The organism is Thaumasiovibrio subtropicus (assembly GCF_019703835.1).
GTDB classification, from domain to species: Bacteria; Pseudomonadota; Gammaproteobacteria; order Enterobacterales; family Vibrionaceae; genus Thaumasiovibrio; species Thaumasiovibrio subtropicus.
The window spans coordinates 2,067,926-2,087,092 of record NZ_AP023054.1; the positions used below are offsets into that span (position 1 = coordinate 2,067,926).

Sequence of the window (19,167 nt, forward strand, 5' to 3'; positions counted from 1 at the left end):
CGCACAACGCGCAATCACTGGAAGCGTCGGCAACGGCGCACCATGATACACACGATGATCATGACCATCATGATTACGCGGGTGACACTATTTTCGGCTTCTGGATATACATCCTGAGTGACTGTTTACTGTTTGGTACGCTATTTGCGACCTATGCCGTGTTCTCAAACAGTTTTGCAGGTCTCATTGAACCGAAAGACCTCTTCAGCCTACCGTTTGTGTTAGGTGAAACCGCCCTGCTTCTAGCAAGTAGTTTCACTTTCGGTATCGCGATGTTAAAAGCCAAAGATCACAACATGCAAGGCATGTTTAAGTGGCTTGGTATTACTTTCGCCCTAGGCTTGAGCTTCCTAGTCATGGAGCTCTACGAGTTCTGGCACTTTAGCAATGAAGGGGCAACCTTTGATAGCAGTGCTTACTGGTCTTCATTCTATGCACTGGTAGCAACCCACGGTCTGCACGTTTTTGCGGGCTTGGTTTGGATGCTCGTATTGTTTGTTCACTTTAAACGCGATGGCTTTACCGAAGACAACAAGACACGTCTTGCCTGTCTCAGCCTCTTCTGGCACTTCCTCGATATTATCTGGATCTGTGTCTTTAGCGTTGTGTATCTGATGGGAGTGATGTAATGGGACAGTCAAACGAACACGGTCAGGGCGGTCAAGCGCACGGTAGTGTGAAAGAGTATACCCATGGTCTAATTTACTCTGTCATCCTGACACTTATCCCTTTCGCGATGGTAATGATGGATATCGGCTCACCACAGATGACTATTGGTGTCATCATGATCTGTGCGGTCGCACAAATCTTGGTTCAGCTGATTTTCTTCCTCCACATGAACACCTCATCTGAACAGATGTGGAATACCACTTCGGCGGTATTTACCGTGGTCATTGTGGCCATCATATTGGTCGGCTCGCTGTGGATCATGCAACACTTGAACCACAACATGCTGATGGGCCACTAAACGGTTACTTTATGTTTAAACACTATCTGCAACTAACCAAACCTGGCATTATCCGTGGCAACCTTGTTGCCGCGGCAGGTGGTTTCTTTCTGGCCTCACAGGGCCAGATTGATTGGATACTGTTTCTGGCCGTCGCGATGGGCACTTCGCTCATCGTGGCGTCTGGCTGCGTGTTCAACAACGTGATAGACCGCGATATCGACGGCAAAATGAAACGAACGTGTAATCGAGAGCTCGTGCAAGGCGTATTACCCGTTTCTCATGCACTCAATTTTGCCTTTGTACTGGGGCTGCTTGGCTTTCTCACGCTCTACACCTTTACCTCGGTGACGGCCTTTGGCTTCGGCTTACTCGGCTTTATCGTCTATGTCGGCTTTTATAGCCTTTACTACAAGCGTCAATCTGTACACGGTACCTTGATTGGTGGCTTATCGGGCGCCTGCCCTCCGGTTATTGGTTACTGTGCGGTTACCCATCAGTTTGATGCAGGTGCAGCCGTCCTTTTTCTCACTTTCATCATCTGGCAAATTCCGCACTCTTATGCGATTGCCATCTACCGATTCGATGATTACAAGGCTGCAAATATCCCCGTCCTGCCGATTCAAGCTGGGATCGATAAAGCGCGTTACCACATCATCGGTTACATCGTTGCCTTTGCCGTTGCTACCTTCGCACTCACCTACCTCGGTTATGCGGGCAGCTGGTACGCGTTAGGCATGGGTTTAGCCAGCCTGTATTGGCTATACATTGCAAAAGTCAGCTTCCAAAAAATGCCAGCGGAACAATGGGGCAAGCGTCTAATGCTGTTTTCTATCGTCTGTATCATGGTGTTCTGCGTACTCATCTCCGTCGACTTCATGCCAACCGATGTCACCGCACCTCAACTCGCATGGCAGGACTCTACTGCCATGACGAGTCCTTTTGCTGTTGAAGGATTAAATTAATGAGTAACAACCCTGTTCGCTGGGTCATCATGGCCGGCGTGCTTGCCATCGCGGGTATCATTGCCCTGTATATCGACAACACCACTATCCCTATCGGTGAAAGACCAAAACAGTTTGAAGAGCTCGGTGGGCGTTTCCAGCTCAACAGCGCAACAGGCGCGATTGACTCTGAAGCCCATAAGGGCAAAGTTGTTGTCATGTACTTTGGTTTTCTTAACTGTGCTGAAGTCTGCCCTTCCTCAATGGGGGTGATGTCTGCGTCATTTAAGTTACTCGAAAAAGAAACCTACGAGCACGTACAAGGCTTTTTCGTCAGCGTAGACCCAAACCGCGATGATTTAGACTCTTTGCATGAGTTTGCTCAGTACTTTGACCCGCAAATTCTCGGTCTTACGGGTACCCAAGAAGAGGTCGATGCGATTACCGACCAGTTTGGCGTTTATGTCGATTTGGTCGACATGGAATCTTCTGTACTCGACTACACCGTTGATCATGCATCGCGCTTTTTCATCATTAACCCTCAAGGCCAACTGATCGATGCGATGAGTCATAGCACCACACCAGTTGAACTGGCAGCGCGCATCGAACGCACGTTACAACGCTACCCAGCGCAGTAAGGAAATGAAATGAACCAAACTCGTATTGCAATGGCGATGGCGCTCGCCCTCACTGCCCTGCCATTAGCCGCCTGTGATGCCCATGATCACAGTGCTGAAAAAGACGCAGCGCCCGCGCACAGCCCAGTCGAACATAGTCATCATCACCATGGTGAAGCGCATGATCACCATCATCATGATGCGCCAGAACTTGACCTCGCATCACTCGCATCAGGTAGGCAGCCACTCAGTGATACGCTGTTCGCCGAACATGCTGTTGCCAAAGCCACCATACCCGGCATAAAAGTCAGTGCGGGCTATCTTACGCTGACCAACACTGGACAAGAAACGATACGTCTCGTTGCTGCCGAAACTGCCCTGTCTCAGCACACTGAGTTTCATCGCATGTTCATGCGAGATAACAAAATGGCGATGCGTAAAATGGAGGCTATCGAGATCCCAGCTGGCGAAAGCTTTGCGTTCACAACAGGCGGTTACCACCTCATGTTTATGGGGATTACAACACGCTTTACTGCGGGAGAAACCTTTGATGTCGTCTTGATTGATGACAAGGATAATCGCTACACAGTACAGTTGTCCGTTAAACAACTCGACAAGCTATAAATCGTTCGACTCAAACGTGGTGGAGAAAGAATGAAATTATCCTATTTACTGACAGCAGGCAGCTTTTTTCTCGCCTTTACCTCCTCTCATCTCTTCGCTAGCGAAAAGCATGAGGTTGAGACCTCGATGGACAAGTTGGCTGCTGAGCAAGCTATCCCCTGTGAGACGGCGCTAAGAACAGTCGCGAGAGAGAACTTAAAGCAGAACCCTCACCGATTACTGGCCTACCAAAACGGTGATGCCGATATCCATCTGTTTAATGCCCTCGCGGTGAGTCAGTATCGCGATAGAGATAGTCACATCACTTTCCATGGTGTCGAGAATGCGCAAGGTCAGTGTTTCACGTCTGTGACAGAGAGCTACGTGCTCAATACGCCTTGTGCTGATGCACGCCATGAAGCCTTCAGTAAGTGGCAATTTCAAGGCAAGCTCAACGACAATACATCCGTACTTGTCAGTAAGCGGATTCAAGGAAAACAAGCTTTCTTAACCGAGCAATTTTCAACACTCTGTTTAGTCACGACGCGACAACTCGTCGAGCACTAACACTGTTGTATCGTTCACCCTTCGCCCCCGGTTGCCAATTTGGCCCGGGGGCTTTTTTCTATCCGTGACAACAGGTATTCTTCCCGAAACCCATTGCAACTGCCGCACTATGATAACCGGACTCAACCACCTCACCCTTGCCGTCTCTTCACTAGAGGCATCACTCGATTTTTACGTTGATAAACTCGGGCTTTGTCTACATGCAACATGGGACAATGGCGCCTACCTCTCGGCCGGTGATTTGTGGTTCTGTTTGTCTGTCGATGCCGCTAAACCTGCTCGCGATTATAGTCGTATACTCAAGTCACCTGAAGATACATGTTCAGCGAGAATTTCTAGGCTTGCCATCGAGGCACTGCTTTGAAGGTCTAGTGGACTACATCAAAAAGCAGTAACAAAGGTGGCGAGCCTAGAAAACTCGCCCTTCGGGAAGCGACTAGCACCCCGATTTCTGCGTTAAATGTGTTCGAAAGGGGAAAGCCATTCCTTCACACCTTTGCCTTGAACTCGACGCGCTAGTCTGCTTCTGAAGCCTGTATCTTGAGGTGACTTGAGTATATCACTTTCAGTATTGCCCCTTCACAGTTTGACGCATTTGCGGCTAGGCTTCGCTCTCTTGGTATAAAGGAGTGGAAAGTGAACCGTAGTGAAGGGCAATCGCTCTACCTTCTTGACCCCGATGGTCACAAGTTAGAGCTTCATGTTGGCGACCTTAACAGTCGTTTAGCCCACATAACCGAGGTGTCATACCCGGGTTTACAACGGCATAATGCTGATTAAGTGTCACAAATGGCGGCACAATGGCCAAATAAGCACATTCATACTTAGATAGTCCTTTACAATGTCAGCAAGCCCAATCATAATTGTAGGCCTCTGTAGTTCAGAGTTATTAAACGCAAAAATTGAGTAAAGTAGAATTCTCTGTAAACCATCGTAACTGTTGTTGTTCGTTGTTCTTAGCATTCCCTCTTGGCTTCATCACGCAATTAAATAATTCGCGACCACAGTAAATCGCAATTTGTCTGCGAACATTTTTTTAATTTAGTAAGGGACATAACATGTCTAAAACAACTGGTATCGTTAAGTGGTTTAACGAAGAGAAAGGTTTCGGTTTCATCACTCAAGACAACGGCGGCGCTGACGTATTCGTTCACTTCCGTGCTATCACTGGTGAAGGTTTCAAAACTCTTGCTGAAGGCCAAAAAGTTGCTTTCGAAGTAGAGCAAGGTCAAAAAGGTCTTCAAGCTGCGAACGTAGAAGTTCTGTAAGACTTTTAAACCGCAGGCAACAGCTGTTGCCTGCGGTTTTCTTTCATCTCAATCCCAACCGCCTCTTCTCTTAGACATCTCTTCAACATCACCTTATCTATTCTGGTATTTGTTTAGTCCACCATCACAGCTAAAGATCAGTACATACGCGGCTCAACACGCAAACAACTCCACACCTTTCTCTCCAATAACCAGATACTCATGTGCTTCATCGACAACAGGAAACTGATATTTTGACAACTGCTGCGTCAGCACAGTATCAGGAATCGAATAGCGTCGGTTCGCATTGCCGCTTCGTAACGCTGTTTCAGAACAACTAAACACCACTAAGGTGACCAGTGCGTGGTAGTCTTTGCCAAAATCAACGATGATTTTCCGAAAATCTTGGCGCAAGTTTGTCGCATCCCAAACCACATCCGCTTTTTGCGATAACGCCACCTTTAAACGACGTTTAGCCAGTTGCATGACTTGCCCAGAAGATTTTTGGCTACTTCGGTTACCGCTGATCTCTTCTCTAATCTCATCCAAAGAGATAAGCTGGTAGTGCTTAAAATGCTGACTGACATACGTAGACTTACCCGCCCCACTTGGCCCGCAAAGCACCACTAAGTGTGCATAGTTTTCCTTATGCCGAAAATGCCGAGCCAAGCACTCTTCCTCTTGAACAACCTGATCATTCTGCATATCTGCTATTGTCATTGCTCGCAAATAACGTTGTGCCTGTGGGGTCTCTGTCTTGATATGCGAATCTAAGGTCCGTGGCTGGTAGGCTTTTCCCCAAACGTCATACTCATCAGCGAAAAGCTTGAACTCTTCTAGAAGGCCCAACTGCTTACTTAAGTCGGGACATATCCTACCGCGCATATCTGCCACTTCGAGCCAATAGAGCAGCTCAGTATCCACACGACGAGAAAGCGTCAGATAGCCTCCCTTTGACGCGTTCTTTACCACAAGAAGCTTAGGCATATGGTGCTCGCCCACTAGCCCTAATACCGTCCAAATGACCTCATAAGCCAATGGCAACGACATCAACTTAATCGCGAGATAATTTCGTCCAACCTCTTCATGCTTTGGGCTAGCAATGCGCGGGACACCACGAATCTCTACTTGTTGGGTTCTACGCGGTTTACCAATATCGTGTAACACCGCGCCAAGGATCAATGCTTGGCGCTGTAAGCCACGGATATGTTGCGCTTCACTCCTTAACAGCAGATAAAGTGCATCAAGTACCATTCCGGTATGGACGTGAACATCGCCTTCGCCGTGCCATTCAGGATCTTGTGAGGTGTGCTTTAACTCATGCAACCATTCGAGTTCTTTCCCTAATATCGCGACACATTCATCCATGCTTGGTTCAGCGTCAACCGCTAGGGATTTCAACCACGCCTCCATTACATGTCCTCCTCAGGAGATATCAACCCGTTAGGCACAACGGCTTGATGCATCCAATGTTGATCCGTTTGGACATGGCCTTTTCTTACACATTTAGCGACAGCCTTAGCAAAGTCACCATAGACAAAGCCCGTTTCGAGACGAACCACGTAGCCTTCAACTTTCTCAGAATCAAAAGCCAGTGCCTTGATCACATCCAAGTTCCATTCACCACGGTACAAAACAGCAGGGGAAACGATGCCCAAAAGGTCAAACCACAACTGGGTATCATCCCAATCCAAGCAACAGTTGCTTTCATCCCAGATTGAAAAGCCATAAAAGTAGCTTTTTAGCTCTGTATAAATGATCGAGTGTTGTGCGAATAGGTTTTCGCCACAGATCCGCCATCCTGCTGGGATTTGGTAACTCAGTCGCCCATGAAAACGTTTTATCCAGTCGCGCGATGAATGGTGTGCACTATCAAGCGACCGAGCATGGCAATAATCTCGATGCAAAGTGGTATTCTCACCATCCATTTTTTCAGTCACGACAACGCGCTGGCCTTCAAATACGGTGGTATCGACACAGCGAATATCATCACTGGTCACACCCTGTGACCAGGGTAAATGGGGTGTACGGGGGTATTTAATGCGAGTAGTCATCATACTTATCCTAACGTCAAATTTTAAACACCAGTAACTATCCTGCTACAGGAGTAGGCTTACTGAGTGGTCAGAGTCGAAGGATTAGCAATTACATAACATGATAAGAAAGGGTGAGCTTTCATTCCTCTGTGTAGGTAGGTGAACGTGTTAACACCTGAAGTAATAGTACAAGTTTTGTACGGATATTACATAAGCCCAGTGCGAGTGTCTACTTTTCAACACTTTCTTCTACACTTGATTAAGGCACACTCATAACAAGGATTTATCCTTATTCACATGCGCAACTGGATTGATGACCTCTCTATACAAAAGAAGATGTTGCTGAGTTTTTCTATACCAGTGGCCTTGATTCTCATCGTCTCCATTGCCGCTTTTCGAAATACCGAATCCATGGTCCACGATAACCATTGGGTAGCACACACCCACAAGGCAATCGCGCGTGCCCAAGAGTTACTCACTTTAGTGGTGGACATGGAAACCGGACAACGAGGTTACCTGATCACTGGGCGAGACAATTTTTTGGCCCCTTACTATGACGCGCTGGCACAATGGGACAACAAAATTACCGTCCTATCAAATCAAGTGAGCGATAACCCTGAGCAAGTTGCCCGTTTAGATCGGCTCGCTGAACTTCACCTTTCATGGCTAACCCTCGCTGGGGAGTATGAAATTGAACAGCGTAGACGAGTAAACATCGGATTAGCGTCACAAGACAGCGTCATCGCATTGATTCAGAAAGAGACTGGCAAGCGCATTATCGATGAAATACGTCAAGAGATTGCGGAGTTTATCGCGATTGAGCACGCTTTGATTGAAAAACGCATAGAGAAATCTGAACAGTCAGCCTTTCGCACCCAATTGACGCTCATTGCGGGCAGTATCCTGTCGATCATCATTGCCGTTTTCGTCGCAATAACAGCTGCATCGAGAGAAAAAAACCGCATTAGTACCCTACTCGTTGCGACTGAGCAGGTATCATCAGGCAACCTGACTGCAGCCGAAGCCACCCTCGCCCAATGTCACGCCTTACATAATAAGGATGAGCTTGGTGAACTGACTCAGTGCTTCCATCTCATGGCGGCGAATCTCGTCAAGTACGACGACAACATGCGGGCAAACAATAAACAGCTTCAACAGGAAAAAGTCAAAGCCGAAGCCGCCGCGCAAGCCAAAAGCGATTTTCTCTCGACAATGAGTCATGAAATACGCACCCCTATGAATGGTGTGCTGGGACTAGCTCAGCTGATTGATAAGCAAACGAAGGAACAAAAAACCAAAACTCACATAGGCATGGTGCTCGAATCTGGGCAGCATCTAATGACCATCCTCAATGACATACTCGATCTCGCTAAAATCGAGCAAAACAAACTCTGCCTCGACCAGAAACCCTTTCTTTTATCTCAAGTCATCAACCCAGTTTATAGCGCAATAAAACCACTTACTGATAGCAAACAGCTCAACTTAAGAATCGATAATCAGATCGAAGACTCAATCGAGTTTCAAGGGGACAGCGCAAGGCTACGACAAATTCTATTCAACTTAGGTGGCAACGCCGCCAAGTTCACCGATGAAGGTGAAGTACTGATCAAGTCCATGCTTGAGCCGAGTAACCAGCATCTAACCTTTACTGTTAACGATACGGGCATTGGTATTGCAGCAGACAAACAGTCGCAGATTTTTGATGCCTTTGAACAAGCTGACACCTCAACCACTCGTGATTACGGTGGTACGGGGCTTGGCCTTGCGATTGTCCAAAAGCTCGTCAAACTCATGGACGGCAAAATCACCCTAGAGAGCGAGGAAGGCATTGGTACGCATTTCACTGTCGAATTACCCATTCCTTGGCATGATAAATCGGCAAGCACGTAAAGAGAGCATTACAACTCACTTACTGAACAAAAAAAGCTCATCTAACGAGTAAAGCCGAATTAGATTCGCACCTTTTTCATCCCTATGTAATGATGCATCCTCGCAACAGTCTTAACGCGATTAATTACCTACTAACATCGCTAGTTATTTCGATCAGGGAGAGAAGTATGAGCGCACCTGTCTGGGATCTCACCATTGCCTACCAAAGCCTCACGGATGAGAAAATTCAACGCGACATTCAATTTGTCCGCGAAACTGGCGAAAAAATCGCTGCGTTATCAACAGATAGCATCGAAGAGATGCAAACCGCACTGGCGCTTTATGATAAAGCCTTAACACAGCTTCTGACACTGCAAAGCTACAGCAGTTGCATCGCCTCTACAGATGCCAACAATGAGGCAGCACGAAGCCTGTACGTCAAAAGCAGCAAACTCAACTCTGATTTTTACCAACACTGCAGCGCACTGCGCCTCGCACTGGTTAACCATGATGATGAGACGGTCGAGGCGGTACTCGCAGGCAATAACGAGACAGGATCGCTAGCCCATCACGGTTTTCTTATCGCCTTACAACGTAAAGAGCGTGTTTTCCAGCTTGGCTTAAAAGAAGAGCAACTTCTCGCCGCGATGAATGTGGATGGAAAAGAAGCCTGGGGGCGACTTTACGACAATCTCACAGGCAGCTTAGAAGTGACACTCAAGCTCGATGACGGAACGGAAGAGACTATCGGTCTTGCAACCGCGGCAAGCATTCTCTATGGCTCAGATGAAAAACGCCGAGCACCCGCTTGGCATGCGATCAGTGACATTATGAAAACGCACCAAGTGAGCATCGCGGCAATTCTTAATGCTATCGCCGGTTCACGTTTAACCGAATATCAAAAACGCAGCCATACCGAAACACTGGATTACTTAACGCCCTCTCTCAATGACAGCCGTATTGAACGCGCAACATTAGAGGCATTAATGGACGTCGCGTGGGAAAACCGCGACATTGGCCAAAAAGCAGGCTTGTTGATGGCGAAAATGTTTGGTACAGACAAACTAAAGCCATGGGATGAGCTCGCATCGATGCCCTCTCAGAAGGGCGTTGCCAGCGAGTACAGTTTTGAGGATGCCATTGAGATCATTAAAGAAGCCTTTGCTGGCGTAGACCCTGAAATGGCCGACTTTGTCGACTATATGGTAGACCAAAAGCTGATCGATGCCGCGCCAGCCCAAAGTAAGCGGTTGGGTGCCTACTGTACTCGGTTTGCTGATACCCGCACGCCATTGGTCTTCATGACATGGGGTAACAGTATGTCGGATGTCATTACCCTCGCCCATGAGTTAGGCCACGCCTTCCACAACTGGGTACTTAACGAGCGACCATTAGCGCTCGCATCCTACCCAATGACATTGGCAGAAACCGCTTCTATTTTTGCCGAGAACGTCGTACGAGATGCCTTGCTCGCCAAAACATCGACGGATGATGAGAAACTTCACATGCTGTGGGAAGAAGCCCAATCCGCACTGGCATTAACGATCAATATCCCGGTCCGATTCGACTTTGAAAACAACTTCTACGCGCAACGCCAGCAAGGCGAGCTGACCGCAGAACAACTGCGTGCTCTCATGGCCGAAAAATGGGCGAAATGGTACGGCGAGGCGATGACAGAAACCAACGAGATGTTTTGGGCAAGTAAGCTTCATTTCAGCATCGATAGCGTCAGTTTCTACAACTATCCTTACCTCTTCGGCTACCTGTTCAGCAAAGGTGTCTATGCACAGCGTGAAGCAAAGGGAGACAGTTTCTATCAGGATTACAAGGCACTATTGATGGATACGGGTTGTATGTCAGCGGAAGAGGTGGTGCAAAAACACCTTGGAATGGACATTCGCAAACCAGAATTTTGGCAACAAAGTATGGATCTTATTCGCAAAGATGTTGAGGCGTTTGAGCGACTTCTGAGCTAATTTTATCAGTGGCAGAGCCTGTCTCTGCCACTTTGCTGCTCCGGTTAAAGCCGTTACACCGTTAGAAAATAGCTGTAGTAATGGTTATCTCGCTCATACCCGAGTGACTCATAAAGCGCTTGAGCGTTGGTATTGTCTCGCGCGGTTTCCAAAGACAAACCTTTTGCACCGGTTGCAATCGCATGCGCTTTCGCGGCATTCAATAATTGCTTTCCTATACCTTTCCCTCGCTGCGTTTCATTCACAAACAGATCGTTCAAGATCCATGTCCGCGCAACAGAAACAGACGAAAATGAAGGGTAAAGTTGGGTAAACCCGACCGCCTTACCACCCTCATCGCGAGCTAACAAAATCACGGATTCTTTATTAACGACACGCGCGTTGATGAACTCTCTCGCAGCGGCAATATCAGAGGCATGACCGTAAAAAACTCTATAAGCATCAAATAGCGACGCTGTCGCCTCAATTTCATTCACTGTTACTTTCGCAATGGTCATATAATCTTCCTATTTCAAGATACGCCAGCATAAAAACAGTTCCACAATATAGAGAAAAACGTACGGCCTGGTGGCCACAGTAAACGAGGAATTGATTTAGCTGCACAACATGTTGTTAACGCATTACCAACGTTGGGACTTTTGTCATCAATACCAAACGAGAAAAGTTGCGATAGATACCTATTTCAGTCTTGTTTTCGCCCAGTTTTGTCGTCAAAAATGACTCATGTTAGTCCGTCTCAATGTCAACATAGTCAGCTAAAAACTGCGCAAAAATTGCCTTTAGATCTCTGCTCATTGATCGCTGATGCTCAAATTCTCCTTGTCGTAAATAATCACAGAACCCCTCGCTAACCTGAGGGCTAACGCGTACAAACCCCATCGCCCAGCCCCCAAAAATACGTTTTTGGGATACGCTTCGCTCAAGGAGCACAATTTCTTCATGACGGCAGTCTGCTTTAATACGCAGCCATAAACGCGCAACAGACGTTGCCTCTCCCTCAAACAGCTGAATGAAGGTCTCTCCAGAATAAAGCAGTACACCACTGATGCCTTCCGCTTGATTTTTTTTTCGAAACTCTACCAACATCATATCGAGTTCACGCTGTGAGAAACGTACCTGAGATTTACTGATATAGACAATTCGCTCAATCATTCTTGCCCCCACGAGACTTTTTAGTCAATGTTGCTGATCGACGTGTATTCAAACTAGCTTATTTAGGCGAAAACAAAAGGGAGTATTCGTTATCAAAATAAAAGCACGATTAACTTCCGTATCTCTGTCACAAACCTGTTTGCTAGTAACAAAAAAACAAACTCATTAGTGTCTAGTTCGTATACTCAAAAGGACTAAACTGGTCGGTCAGCTAACTGAGCGTGGTAATACAGTGTCTACCGGAAGCACCAGTCTATTTCTCTTCTATTCATGACACTGGAGCAAAGCATGACCGAAAACAACATCAAACCGACAAGCAACACGAGCCCAAACGACGCCGCACCGATAGCCATACCTCAAGAAGCATTCGACTGGTACGACGAATATGCGCATGGGATTATTGATAGAAGGGAGTTTCTGAAGCGATTAGGCGGTTTAACCCTACTCGGATTAAGCGCAAGTGCCATTACCGCTGCACTCACACCAAATTATGCATTGGCAGAACAGATCTCCTTCAACGACCCAGATATTACCGCAACATTCGAGACCTTCCCTTCACCTCAGGGCCACGGAGAGGGCCGCGGTTATCTTGTGGTACCAAAAGCCCTAGCATCGACCGCGCCAGCTGTACTCGTTGTACATGAAAACCGTGGCCTGAACCCTTATATTAAAGATGTGGCGCGACGCTTGGCGAAAGTGGGATTTGTCGCCTTTGCACCCGATGCGCTTCACCCTGCAGGTGGCTATCCCGGCAATGATGATCAGGGACGCGCAATGCAAAAGGCGCTAGAGAGAAGCAAAATCGAGGCTGATTTTCTTGCCGCAGCCCTGTATTTAAAAGATCATCCGCTCAGTAATGGAAAACTTGGCGCAGTAGGATTTTGCTTTGGCGGTTACATTGTCAATATGCTGGCAGCTGCGATGCCGAATACACTTGATGCTGGTGTCCCTTTTTATGGCACACCTGCGGCGGAGAGCTTACGTGATAAAGTGAAAGGCCCATTGATGTTGCAATTTGCTAGCTTAGATAAACGTGTGAATGCCACTTGGCCTGAGTATGAAGCGGTTTTGAAAGCCCAAAATGCCGACTATATCGCTCACATGTATGATGGGGTAAATCACGGCTTCCACAATGACTCGACAGGTCGCTATGCGCCTGCAGAAGCGGAACTTGCTTGGCAGCGCACCATCGCCTTCTTTCAACAGCATCTTGAGGTGTCTTAAGCATATCAATGCACCGCCTGCTCGCTAGGCGGTGCACATTCTAACTCACATGTTGTTTGAGGAACTCCATCGCGACCAGTTTTCCATGCTGATAATCCTCGAGAAGATCATCACGTTCACTCATCAAGCTACTACTTTTCAACGGCCGCATCGGTGCGATACGAAAGATGTTGGCTTCTTCAGGCGGCTTATCTAGAAACGCTTCTATCTGAGCATGATTGTCATAATGCGCGATCAACATTTCCAACATCTTTGCATTTGAAGCATCAAAGTCAAACTGACGCGCTTTAGCGACCATGACGCGCAGCAAGTCTTCCAAATATTCACCCCAATCCCGTGTCTGTTCCTGCAGAAACGTCTCTTGACGCTTCTTCTCGGCAAGCAGCGCATCCACCTTCTTCTCTATCTGATCAAGCAGGGAAGACCGTGGCGTCGTGGGTTCGCTATTTTCCGTCGATGATGCCAACGATAACGATGCACCTTGTTTCGATTCACGTCGCTGATAATTAAGTAGGCTTTCTTCGAAGTTTCGGCGCAGACGCTCAAAGCGATCTTCTCTTTTAAGGACAACTTCTCCGCTCAACGGTGTCATTTGAATAACAACCAATTGCTTAAAACCGCGGCGATATGCCTCCATCACCGGAATCGTCGCTGACACACCACCATCCACCCAAGTGTGACCATCAAATTCAATATCGTTGTAATAAAGTACAGGAATCGCACAGGTGGCCTTTAATATATTGAACCAATCCTCTGCGAAGATCGGGTAATAGTGGTCTTGAAGGGTATCGGTTCGCGTCAAACAGGCCAGCGCTTGTTTTCCTTTACCTAAATTGCCTCTGCCTTTCTCGATATCGAGTGGAAACTCGCCCGTATGAATAAAGTTAAATGCCCAATCAAGATCCATGGGTTGCTGTTTACGCACAAACCGAGGTAAATGAAAAAAACGCTCACTGGTCGTATAGTTGAGGATAAAATCGAGCGCATAGCCTCGCTGTTTGCTCACAAAAGGCGCGATATTAAGCGCCCCTGATGACGTACCTAGATACAAATCGAAGGGGTCAAAATCGGCATCCATAAAACTATCGAGAACCCCAGCGGAAAAAGCACCTTTTTGGCCTCCCCCTTGGACAATCAACGCTGCGTGATCAAATGCACTAGACAACACGTTCCACACCTCTACTCTCTCGAATCATTGCCAATTAGACTCTCGGCGTCCTAAAAGAAGGTAACGTACAACATAATAATCAAGATAACACCGATGTATATGGCTTTTGCTAACATAACTCCCCCAATATCAATGATGAAGCAAAAATTCGGCGCGGATTATCGAGTCTTGAACTGTACTAGAGTCAACAGCGAAAACAAATTTATCCTGATATCTATTTTCTATCGTTTACATTCAAGCATGTATTTAAACCAATGAGATCATCAGGTTGTGATCCATGCCCAAAATCATTTGTATTACAAAAACAATTTTATTTTCAATAACCTACTTAGAAGATTGCCATTTATCGGAAAAGTTCATTCAGTATTTATTCAGTTTCAGCCGTTAATCTCCATTCGCTGTTCTCGCTCAGCGCAATTTACCCACCGTGAATTGTTTTACTTTGGAGATAACAATGAAAAGAACAACTTTATTACCAGTGGCCGCTCTGGTTATGTCAAGTTTTGCCCAAGCAGGCTTCATCGAGCTCGGTTTTGAGATGGAAGACCATAATTCTGCCCACAGCAGCAGTGATATGTTCATGCCCTATTTAGCGGCGGGTATTCAACCCTTTGCCGATACTCCTTTGCACGTCCAATTTAAATTCAGTGATAAGCAAGCATCAGAGCAGTCAGGCGCTGAGGGTAATACCTACAGCAATGACCGTGGTCGTCAAGAGTACATTGTCTTCTACCACTACCAAGTGAACGACCAATTCACATTTTCACCACGCCTTAATATTCGTCACAATGAGTACAGCCATAACGATACTCGTGATACAGAGTGGCGTATCTATCCAAACATGACTTACAAGTTAAACGATACCTTTAGTCTTGCGTTAGATGGTTTCATTGCCCCTGTTACGGCAAAAGACGAATATCGTGGTGTAGAGAAAGAGCCACGCAGCGGTGCCGACCGTCACAGCTATAACGATTACAAGCATGAGTTAGATTTTCGTTTAAACATGACGTTTAATGAGTCGCAAAGTGCGCGCATCTCATTCTATAACGAACAGAGTAAAGCAAAAGGTGTCGAGCACACCAATGCACAAGAAACCATGGACGAGTGGCAGTTGCGTATGATCTATACGCACAACTTTGATCGCTTGTCTATTTCACCGTTTGCGCGTATCAATCTCCATCGCGAATTTGAAAATGGCATGGGTGAAACCAAGAAAGAAGCGCGCAACCGCTTCGGTGTGTTTGGGGCTTACCAAATGAACAACGATTTTGACTTGGTGTATGAAGTCTATCACCAAAATGAAGAGCGCAAAGGTTGGGACAATGTGCAAAACGCGACCGATCGCGATCGCATGTTCTACAAACTCGCAGTGAAATATAGTTTTTAACTGAGCCTAACGCGTGAACGTAAAAAGGGAGACCGACCGTCTCCCTTTGATAACATTGCTATACTCAAGCCTCCTCAAGATGCTTGTTCAGCGAGAGTTTCTAGGTTTGCCATCGAGGCACTGCTTTGAAGGTCTAGTAGACTAAATCAAAAAGCAGTAACAAAGGTGGCGAGCCTAGAAAACTCGCCCTTCGGGAAGCGACTAGCGCCCCGATTTCTGCGTTAAAGGCGCTCGAAAGGGGAAAGCCATTCCTTCACACCTTTGCCTTGAACTCGAACCGCTAGTCTGCTTCTGAATCCTGCATTTTGAGGTGGCTTGAGTATACAACTTAACGTATTAACTTACGCGCAAGGATACAATCCAATGAGGTTTTTCCGGAGCCAGCAACAGCAAAGTAAGTGAAGACGGACAGCAGTACCCATTGATATTCAAGACCACCACTCAAAGAGTTTAGTCCTGCACTGAATCCTCCCATCGTCATAATCGCGACCACCATGCACACCGCTAATCCTAATGAAGCCAAACGCGTTGCTAAACCTAACATCAATGCAAGACCGCCAAAGAACTCAGTAATTGCCGCTAAGTAAGCGCCAAGCACTGGAAAAGGTACTCCCTTCATTTCTAAGAAAGGCACAAGACCCATCGGATTCTGTAGTTTATTGAAACCGTGGTAAAGCATAATGAAACCGACCATTAGGCGGAAAATAAGCTCTAAATGATTGTTTTCTGATACTGAGAGTAACTTTTGAAGCATCATATCTTTCATATTCATTATCCTTTAAAACGTCCACTCAAGGCCAAATACATGGGTGTCTTCTAGGGTATTTGAGTCACCGCCGTTCGATAGGCGACCTTCTACAAACATACCCAGTGTTTTTGAAATACTGTAATGCACGCCATAGCCCGTAAAGCGCTCGTTTTGTGTACCCCAACCACCATAAATTTGCGCGTGATGGGCAACAAATTTTAGATCTTGGCTATAGGTGTACTCAACAACCACATCCCAAGTTGTGCTTTTTAAATTCGCTGACTTACCGTTGTCATTGAGGTCAGACTTGGCAATCGTACCGCCCACATACCAAGCACCTTTACGATAATTCGCACCAAGGTTGTGTGTCGCATCGCCTTTATCTTTATACAGCGCACCGTTTGGCCCGAACAAACCCGCGTCGTGATAGGCGTAACCGACACCAAAACCTTCGCCAAAGAAAGGCGATGCACCATAAGTCACCGTGAATGCGTTACCATTAGTGGTAAAGGCATCGTCTTTATAATCGAACTTGCGGCGTTTTTCAGACAGCTCTGTCGAGGCAACAATGCCCCATTTACCAAACTGGTTCTTATAGATGAGTGTGTCTCGATTACGCCACGTTGCTTGCCCTGCCAAGACGTCTTGAAAGCCGAGGTACTTCATTTTTAAAATAGGCATGTGTGCGTATGACGCACCCCAGTCTTTACCAAACCATAGTCGACCATAAGTATCATGCTCAACACCGATATATTGGTAGCGCTTTCGCAGCTCACCATTTTTAATCTCAGTGCCTTCTTTTAAATTCAGGAAATTGAGATCATATTCAGTACGGCCGAAAATTTTTAACTCATCATTAATGGGGTAATGTGCCAAACCATTAATTCGCACTTTCGCTTCAATTGGGTTACCCTTTTGAGCGCCTTCCGCTAACGGCCCACCATTTGTTTGATATGCACCAGCTAAACCTTTCAGTTCAATGTAATCATTAATTTGGGCAGCATTAACCCCTGACGCAACGCACAATGCCGTCAGTACTACGCACTTTTTCATAAGTCCTCAGAACAACGAGTTAGTTATTAATTTATTTCCAATAAGATTAATTCAATCCAAACAATTAATACGCTTTGGCACTTATCAAATAGCGTTAATCGTCTGAATAAGCACTCACCAGATAACTGGCGAATGTTATTATTTTAAATAGACCTGATAGAACAGTTATTATTTACAGCACTTTAAAACAAAGGTCATCGATTTACTTTTTTCGCTATTTTATTTAGCAAACTATTGAGCGTTGATATCTCATCACCATTCAACCCTTCTAACCATTCAGCTTGCAATGCTTGCATGATCACATTGCCTGACGTTCGGGTTTCTTCACCAAACTCAGTTAACGAAAGCAGTTTCGTTTTTTGATTATTTTCATCTTTCGTCACGACGATCAATTCACGTTTAATCAAATTATCGACCAATCGCTTCATCGTGCTGCGCTCAGTGAGCAACGCATCCGCTAACTTTTGCTGGCTTATAGGCTGAAACGTGGCAATCATCTCCATCGCCTTTTGCATCTCAGTCGTAATGTCATGGTGCTGCATTAACCGACGATGCCCCTCATTTCTGAAGTGACGATGTACCACCCCCATGTGAAAAAAGGGTGACGACTCAAACTTCGGGATTGAACGAGTACATGTCGGTTTCACTGCTTTGTCATCAGACATCTTAATAACTCCTCGAATATCTCAACATGTACTTTATCACAAAACCTTGTTGTACCTGCATCAATTGAAGTGTCGCAAATTTGTGTTGTAGATACAACAAAAAGCTGTATCGATAGTTTAGTTAGTATTGCTAATTGTAAAAAGCAGGAAATAGCAGGCAGGGAAATGTCCTATTTATCAGACAATTATCTAGATAGGCAGCGGAGGATTCACCTAAGCGATTCGAATGTTATAAGGTCGATTGTAGAGGAATATACTCAAGCCACCTGAAGATGCTTGAGTATAAGACACCTTTAAGGTGCCTTATGTTATACAAGATAGCTACATGCCATACTGAAAAGGCTTTCCCGCTTGTAACATGTCGCGATGCACAGGGGCTAACGCACTCGCATAGGTGGCGAGTAACTCGAGTGTGTATTCCGCGCGTGCCGCGAATCGTTCATCTGAGCAAACTTGCTCTTCCGTAATCAGTTTATCTGACTCTCTGAAAATAAGATGATCTGGCAAATAGCAGACATGATTATTTTTGCTGCCCGTCATTCTAAGCTCACTGATCGGGTAGACGCCATTTTGACTGACTGACACACTCGCGAGTAATGCGGGTTTATGCGCGAGCTCGTCTGCTGTGGTAAGCAACAAGAAGTTCTTCAACGCTGGGGTTGCCATGCCGTGCCATTCTGGCGTGATGAAAATAAACGCGTCGGACGACTTCAATAGCTCAGACACAGGCTTCCATTGATCCCACTCCGCTGTCCCTTGCCAAACCCCCTCATTCCAGAGTGGCAGCTTCAAATCATTCAGATCCAACACATTCACCTCAGAAAAATGTGGCTGACTCAGTTTTTGTAGATATCTGGCGACATTGAGGCTCTGTGAGTTGGCGCGCTGGCTACCTGCGACAATCGTTATATTCATTTCTCTTCCCTTATCGTTGACATTGAAACAAGCCGCCCCCACTAAAGTAT

At 46.3% G+C, this 19,167-nt stretch carries 21 protein-coding genes and 1 pseudogene; 13 read left to right on the forward strand and 9 right to left on the reverse strand.

Going from position 1 to position 19,167, the window contains the following annotated elements; genetic code table 11:
• The first annotated feature begins 17 nt into the window (after positions 1-17).
• From cyoC to cspE, 9 genes and pseudogenes are all read left to right on the forward strand, one after another.
• Positions 18-629 carry a cytochrome o ubiquinol oxidase subunit III gene (gene cyoC / locus TSUB_RS09145; protein WP_221274587.1) on the forward strand — a complete coding sequence of 204 codons (612 nt, stop codon included), beginning with the start codon at positions 18-20 and terminating at the stop codon, positions 627-629.
• A complete protein-coding gene (gene cyoD / locus TSUB_RS09150; RefSeq protein ID WP_087024841.1) occupies positions 629-967 on the forward strand; it encodes a cytochrome o ubiquinol oxidase subunit IV in 339 nt (112 codons plus the stop codon). The genes cyoC and cyoD overlap by 1 nt, the downstream gene beginning before the upstream one ends.
• An 11-nt stretch (positions 968-978) precedes the next feature.
• The gene (gene cyoE, locus TSUB_RS09155; RefSeq protein WP_087024839.1) at positions 979-1,911 is read left to right on the forward strand and encodes a heme o synthase; all 933 of its coding nucleotides are present in this window, start codon (positions 979-981) and stop codon (positions 1,909-1,911) included.
• The gene (locus TSUB_RS09160) at positions 1,911-2,528 is read left to right on the forward strand and encodes an SCO family protein (protein WP_087024837.1); all 618 of its coding nucleotides are present in this window, start codon (positions 1,911-1,913) and stop codon (positions 2,526-2,528) included. Before cyoE ends, TSUB_RS09160 begins: the two co-directional genes overlap by 1 nt.
• Before the next feature lie 9 nt (positions 2,529-2,537).
• Positions 2,538-3,131 (forward strand): copper chaperone PCu(A)C, encoded by a 594-nt coding sequence (locus TSUB_RS09165; protein ID WP_087024835.1) that lies wholly within the window; start codon positions 2,538-2,540, stop codon positions 3,129-3,131.
• A gap of 30 nt (positions 3,132-3,161) precedes the next feature.
• Positions 3,162-3,677: a hypothetical protein gene (locus tag TSUB_RS09170; protein WP_087024833.1), complete on the forward strand. Its 516-nt coding sequence runs from the start codon at positions 3,162-3,164 to the stop codon at positions 3,675-3,677.
• 109 nt (positions 3,678-3,786) lie between these two features.
• Positions 3,787-3,942, forward strand: a pseudogene (locus TSUB_RS25040) (VOC family protein); the annotation flags it as partial.
• 371 nt (positions 3,943-4,313) lie between these two features.
• Positions 4,314-4,457, forward strand: coding sequence for a VOC family protein (locus TSUB_RS09180; RefSeq protein WP_159065009.1), 144 nt, complete (start codon positions 4,314-4,316; stop codon positions 4,455-4,457).
• Between the two features lie 278 nt (positions 4,458-4,735).
• A complete protein-coding gene (gene cspE, locus TSUB_RS09185) occupies positions 4,736-4,945 on the forward strand; it encodes a transcription antiterminator/RNA stability regulator CspE (RefSeq protein WP_087024827.1) in 210 nt (69 codons plus the stop codon).
• A 153-nt stretch (positions 4,946-5,098) separates the two neighbouring features.
• Here cspE and TSUB_RS09190 read toward each other — a convergent pair whose 3' ends face one another.
• Together TSUB_RS09190 and TSUB_RS09195 are read right to left on the reverse strand one after the other, a co-directional pair.
• A complete protein-coding gene (locus TSUB_RS09190) occupies positions 5,099-6,337 on the reverse strand; it encodes an AAA family ATPase (protein WP_087024826.1) in 1,239 nt (412 codons plus the stop codon).
• Positions 6,337-6,981: an RNA ligase family protein gene (locus TSUB_RS09195; RefSeq protein ID WP_087024824.1), complete on the reverse strand. Its 645-nt coding sequence runs from the start codon at positions 6,979-6,981 to the stop codon at positions 6,337-6,339. The genes TSUB_RS09190 and TSUB_RS09195 overlap by 1 nt, the downstream gene beginning before the upstream one ends.
• Before the next feature lie 276 nt (positions 6,982-7,257).
• Between TSUB_RS09195 and TSUB_RS09200 the strand changes: the two genes are divergently transcribed.
• The gene (locus TSUB_RS09200; RefSeq protein WP_087024822.1) at positions 7,258-8,850 is read left to right on the forward strand and encodes a sensor histidine kinase; all 1,593 of its coding nucleotides are present in this window, start codon (positions 7,258-7,260) and stop codon (positions 8,848-8,850) included.
• Positions 8,851-9,017: 167 nt separating this feature from the next.
• Positions 9,018-10,805, forward strand: coding sequence for a M3 family oligoendopeptidase (locus tag TSUB_RS09205; RefSeq protein ID WP_087024820.1), 1,788 nt, complete (start codon positions 9,018-9,020; stop codon positions 10,803-10,805).
• A gap of 53 nt (positions 10,806-10,858) precedes the next feature.
• Here the strand turns inward: TSUB_RS09205 and TSUB_RS09210 are convergent, their stop codons facing one another.
• Together TSUB_RS09210 and TSUB_RS09215 are read right to left on the reverse strand one after the other, a co-directional pair.
• Entirely contained in the window at positions 10,859-11,302 is a 444-nt protein-coding gene (locus TSUB_RS09210) for a GNAT family N-acetyltransferase (RefSeq protein WP_087024818.1), read from the reverse strand.
• A 229-nt stretch (positions 11,303-11,531) separates the two neighbouring features.
• Positions 11,532-11,957 (reverse strand): BLUF domain-containing protein, encoded by a 426-nt coding sequence (locus tag TSUB_RS09215; RefSeq protein WP_087024816.1) that lies wholly within the window; start codon positions 11,955-11,957, stop codon positions 11,532-11,534.
• 288 nt (positions 11,958-12,245) lie between these two features.
• Here TSUB_RS09215 and TSUB_RS09220 point away from each other — a divergent pair, with 288 nt between their 5' ends.
• Entirely contained in the window at positions 12,246-13,181 is a 936-nt protein-coding gene (locus tag TSUB_RS09220) for a dienelactone hydrolase family protein (protein WP_087024814.1), read from the forward strand.
• Positions 13,182-13,221: 40 nt separating this feature from the next.
• On the opposite strand, the gene TSUB_RS09225 is transcribed toward TSUB_RS09220, so the two are convergent.
• Complete coding sequence (locus TSUB_RS09225; protein ID WP_221274515.1) at positions 13,222-14,349, reverse strand: patatin-like phospholipase family protein; 1,128 nt, start codon at positions 14,347-14,349, stop codon at positions 13,222-13,224.
• Positions 14,350-14,803: 454 nt separating this feature from the next.
• Here TSUB_RS09225 and TSUB_RS09230 point away from each other — a divergent pair, with 454 nt between their 5' ends.
• Positions 14,804-15,736 carry a hypothetical protein gene (locus tag TSUB_RS09230; RefSeq protein ID WP_087024809.1) on the forward strand — a complete coding sequence of 311 codons (933 nt, stop codon included), beginning with the start codon at positions 14,804-14,806 and terminating at the stop codon, positions 15,734-15,736.
• Between the two features lie 328 nt (positions 15,737-16,064).
• Here TSUB_RS09230 and TSUB_RS09235 read toward each other — a convergent pair whose 3' ends face one another.
• The 4 genes from TSUB_RS09235 to TSUB_RS09250 form a co-directional block, all read right to left on the reverse strand.
• Positions 16,065-16,502 carry a DoxX family protein gene (locus TSUB_RS09235; protein WP_159065007.1) on the reverse strand — a complete coding sequence of 146 codons (438 nt, stop codon included), beginning with the start codon at positions 16,500-16,502 and terminating at the stop codon, positions 16,065-16,067.
• A 12-nt stretch (positions 16,503-16,514) separates the two neighbouring features.
• Positions 16,515-17,537 (reverse strand): porin, encoded by a 1,023-nt coding sequence (locus TSUB_RS09240; protein WP_087024805.1) that lies wholly within the window; start codon positions 17,535-17,537, stop codon positions 16,515-16,517.
• Between the two features lie 194 nt (positions 17,538-17,731).
• Positions 17,732-18,202, reverse strand: a complete 471-nt coding sequence (locus tag TSUB_RS09245; protein WP_087024194.1) for a MarR family winged helix-turn-helix transcriptional regulator — start codon at positions 18,200-18,202, stop codon at positions 17,732-17,734.
• A gap of 321 nt (positions 18,203-18,523) precedes the next feature.
• On the reverse strand, positions 18,524-19,117 hold the full coding sequence (locus TSUB_RS09250; protein ID WP_087024192.1) for an NADPH-dependent FMN reductase: 594 nt from the start codon (positions 19,115-19,117) through the stop codon (positions 18,524-18,526).
• Positions 19,118-19,167: the final 50 nt, after the last annotated feature.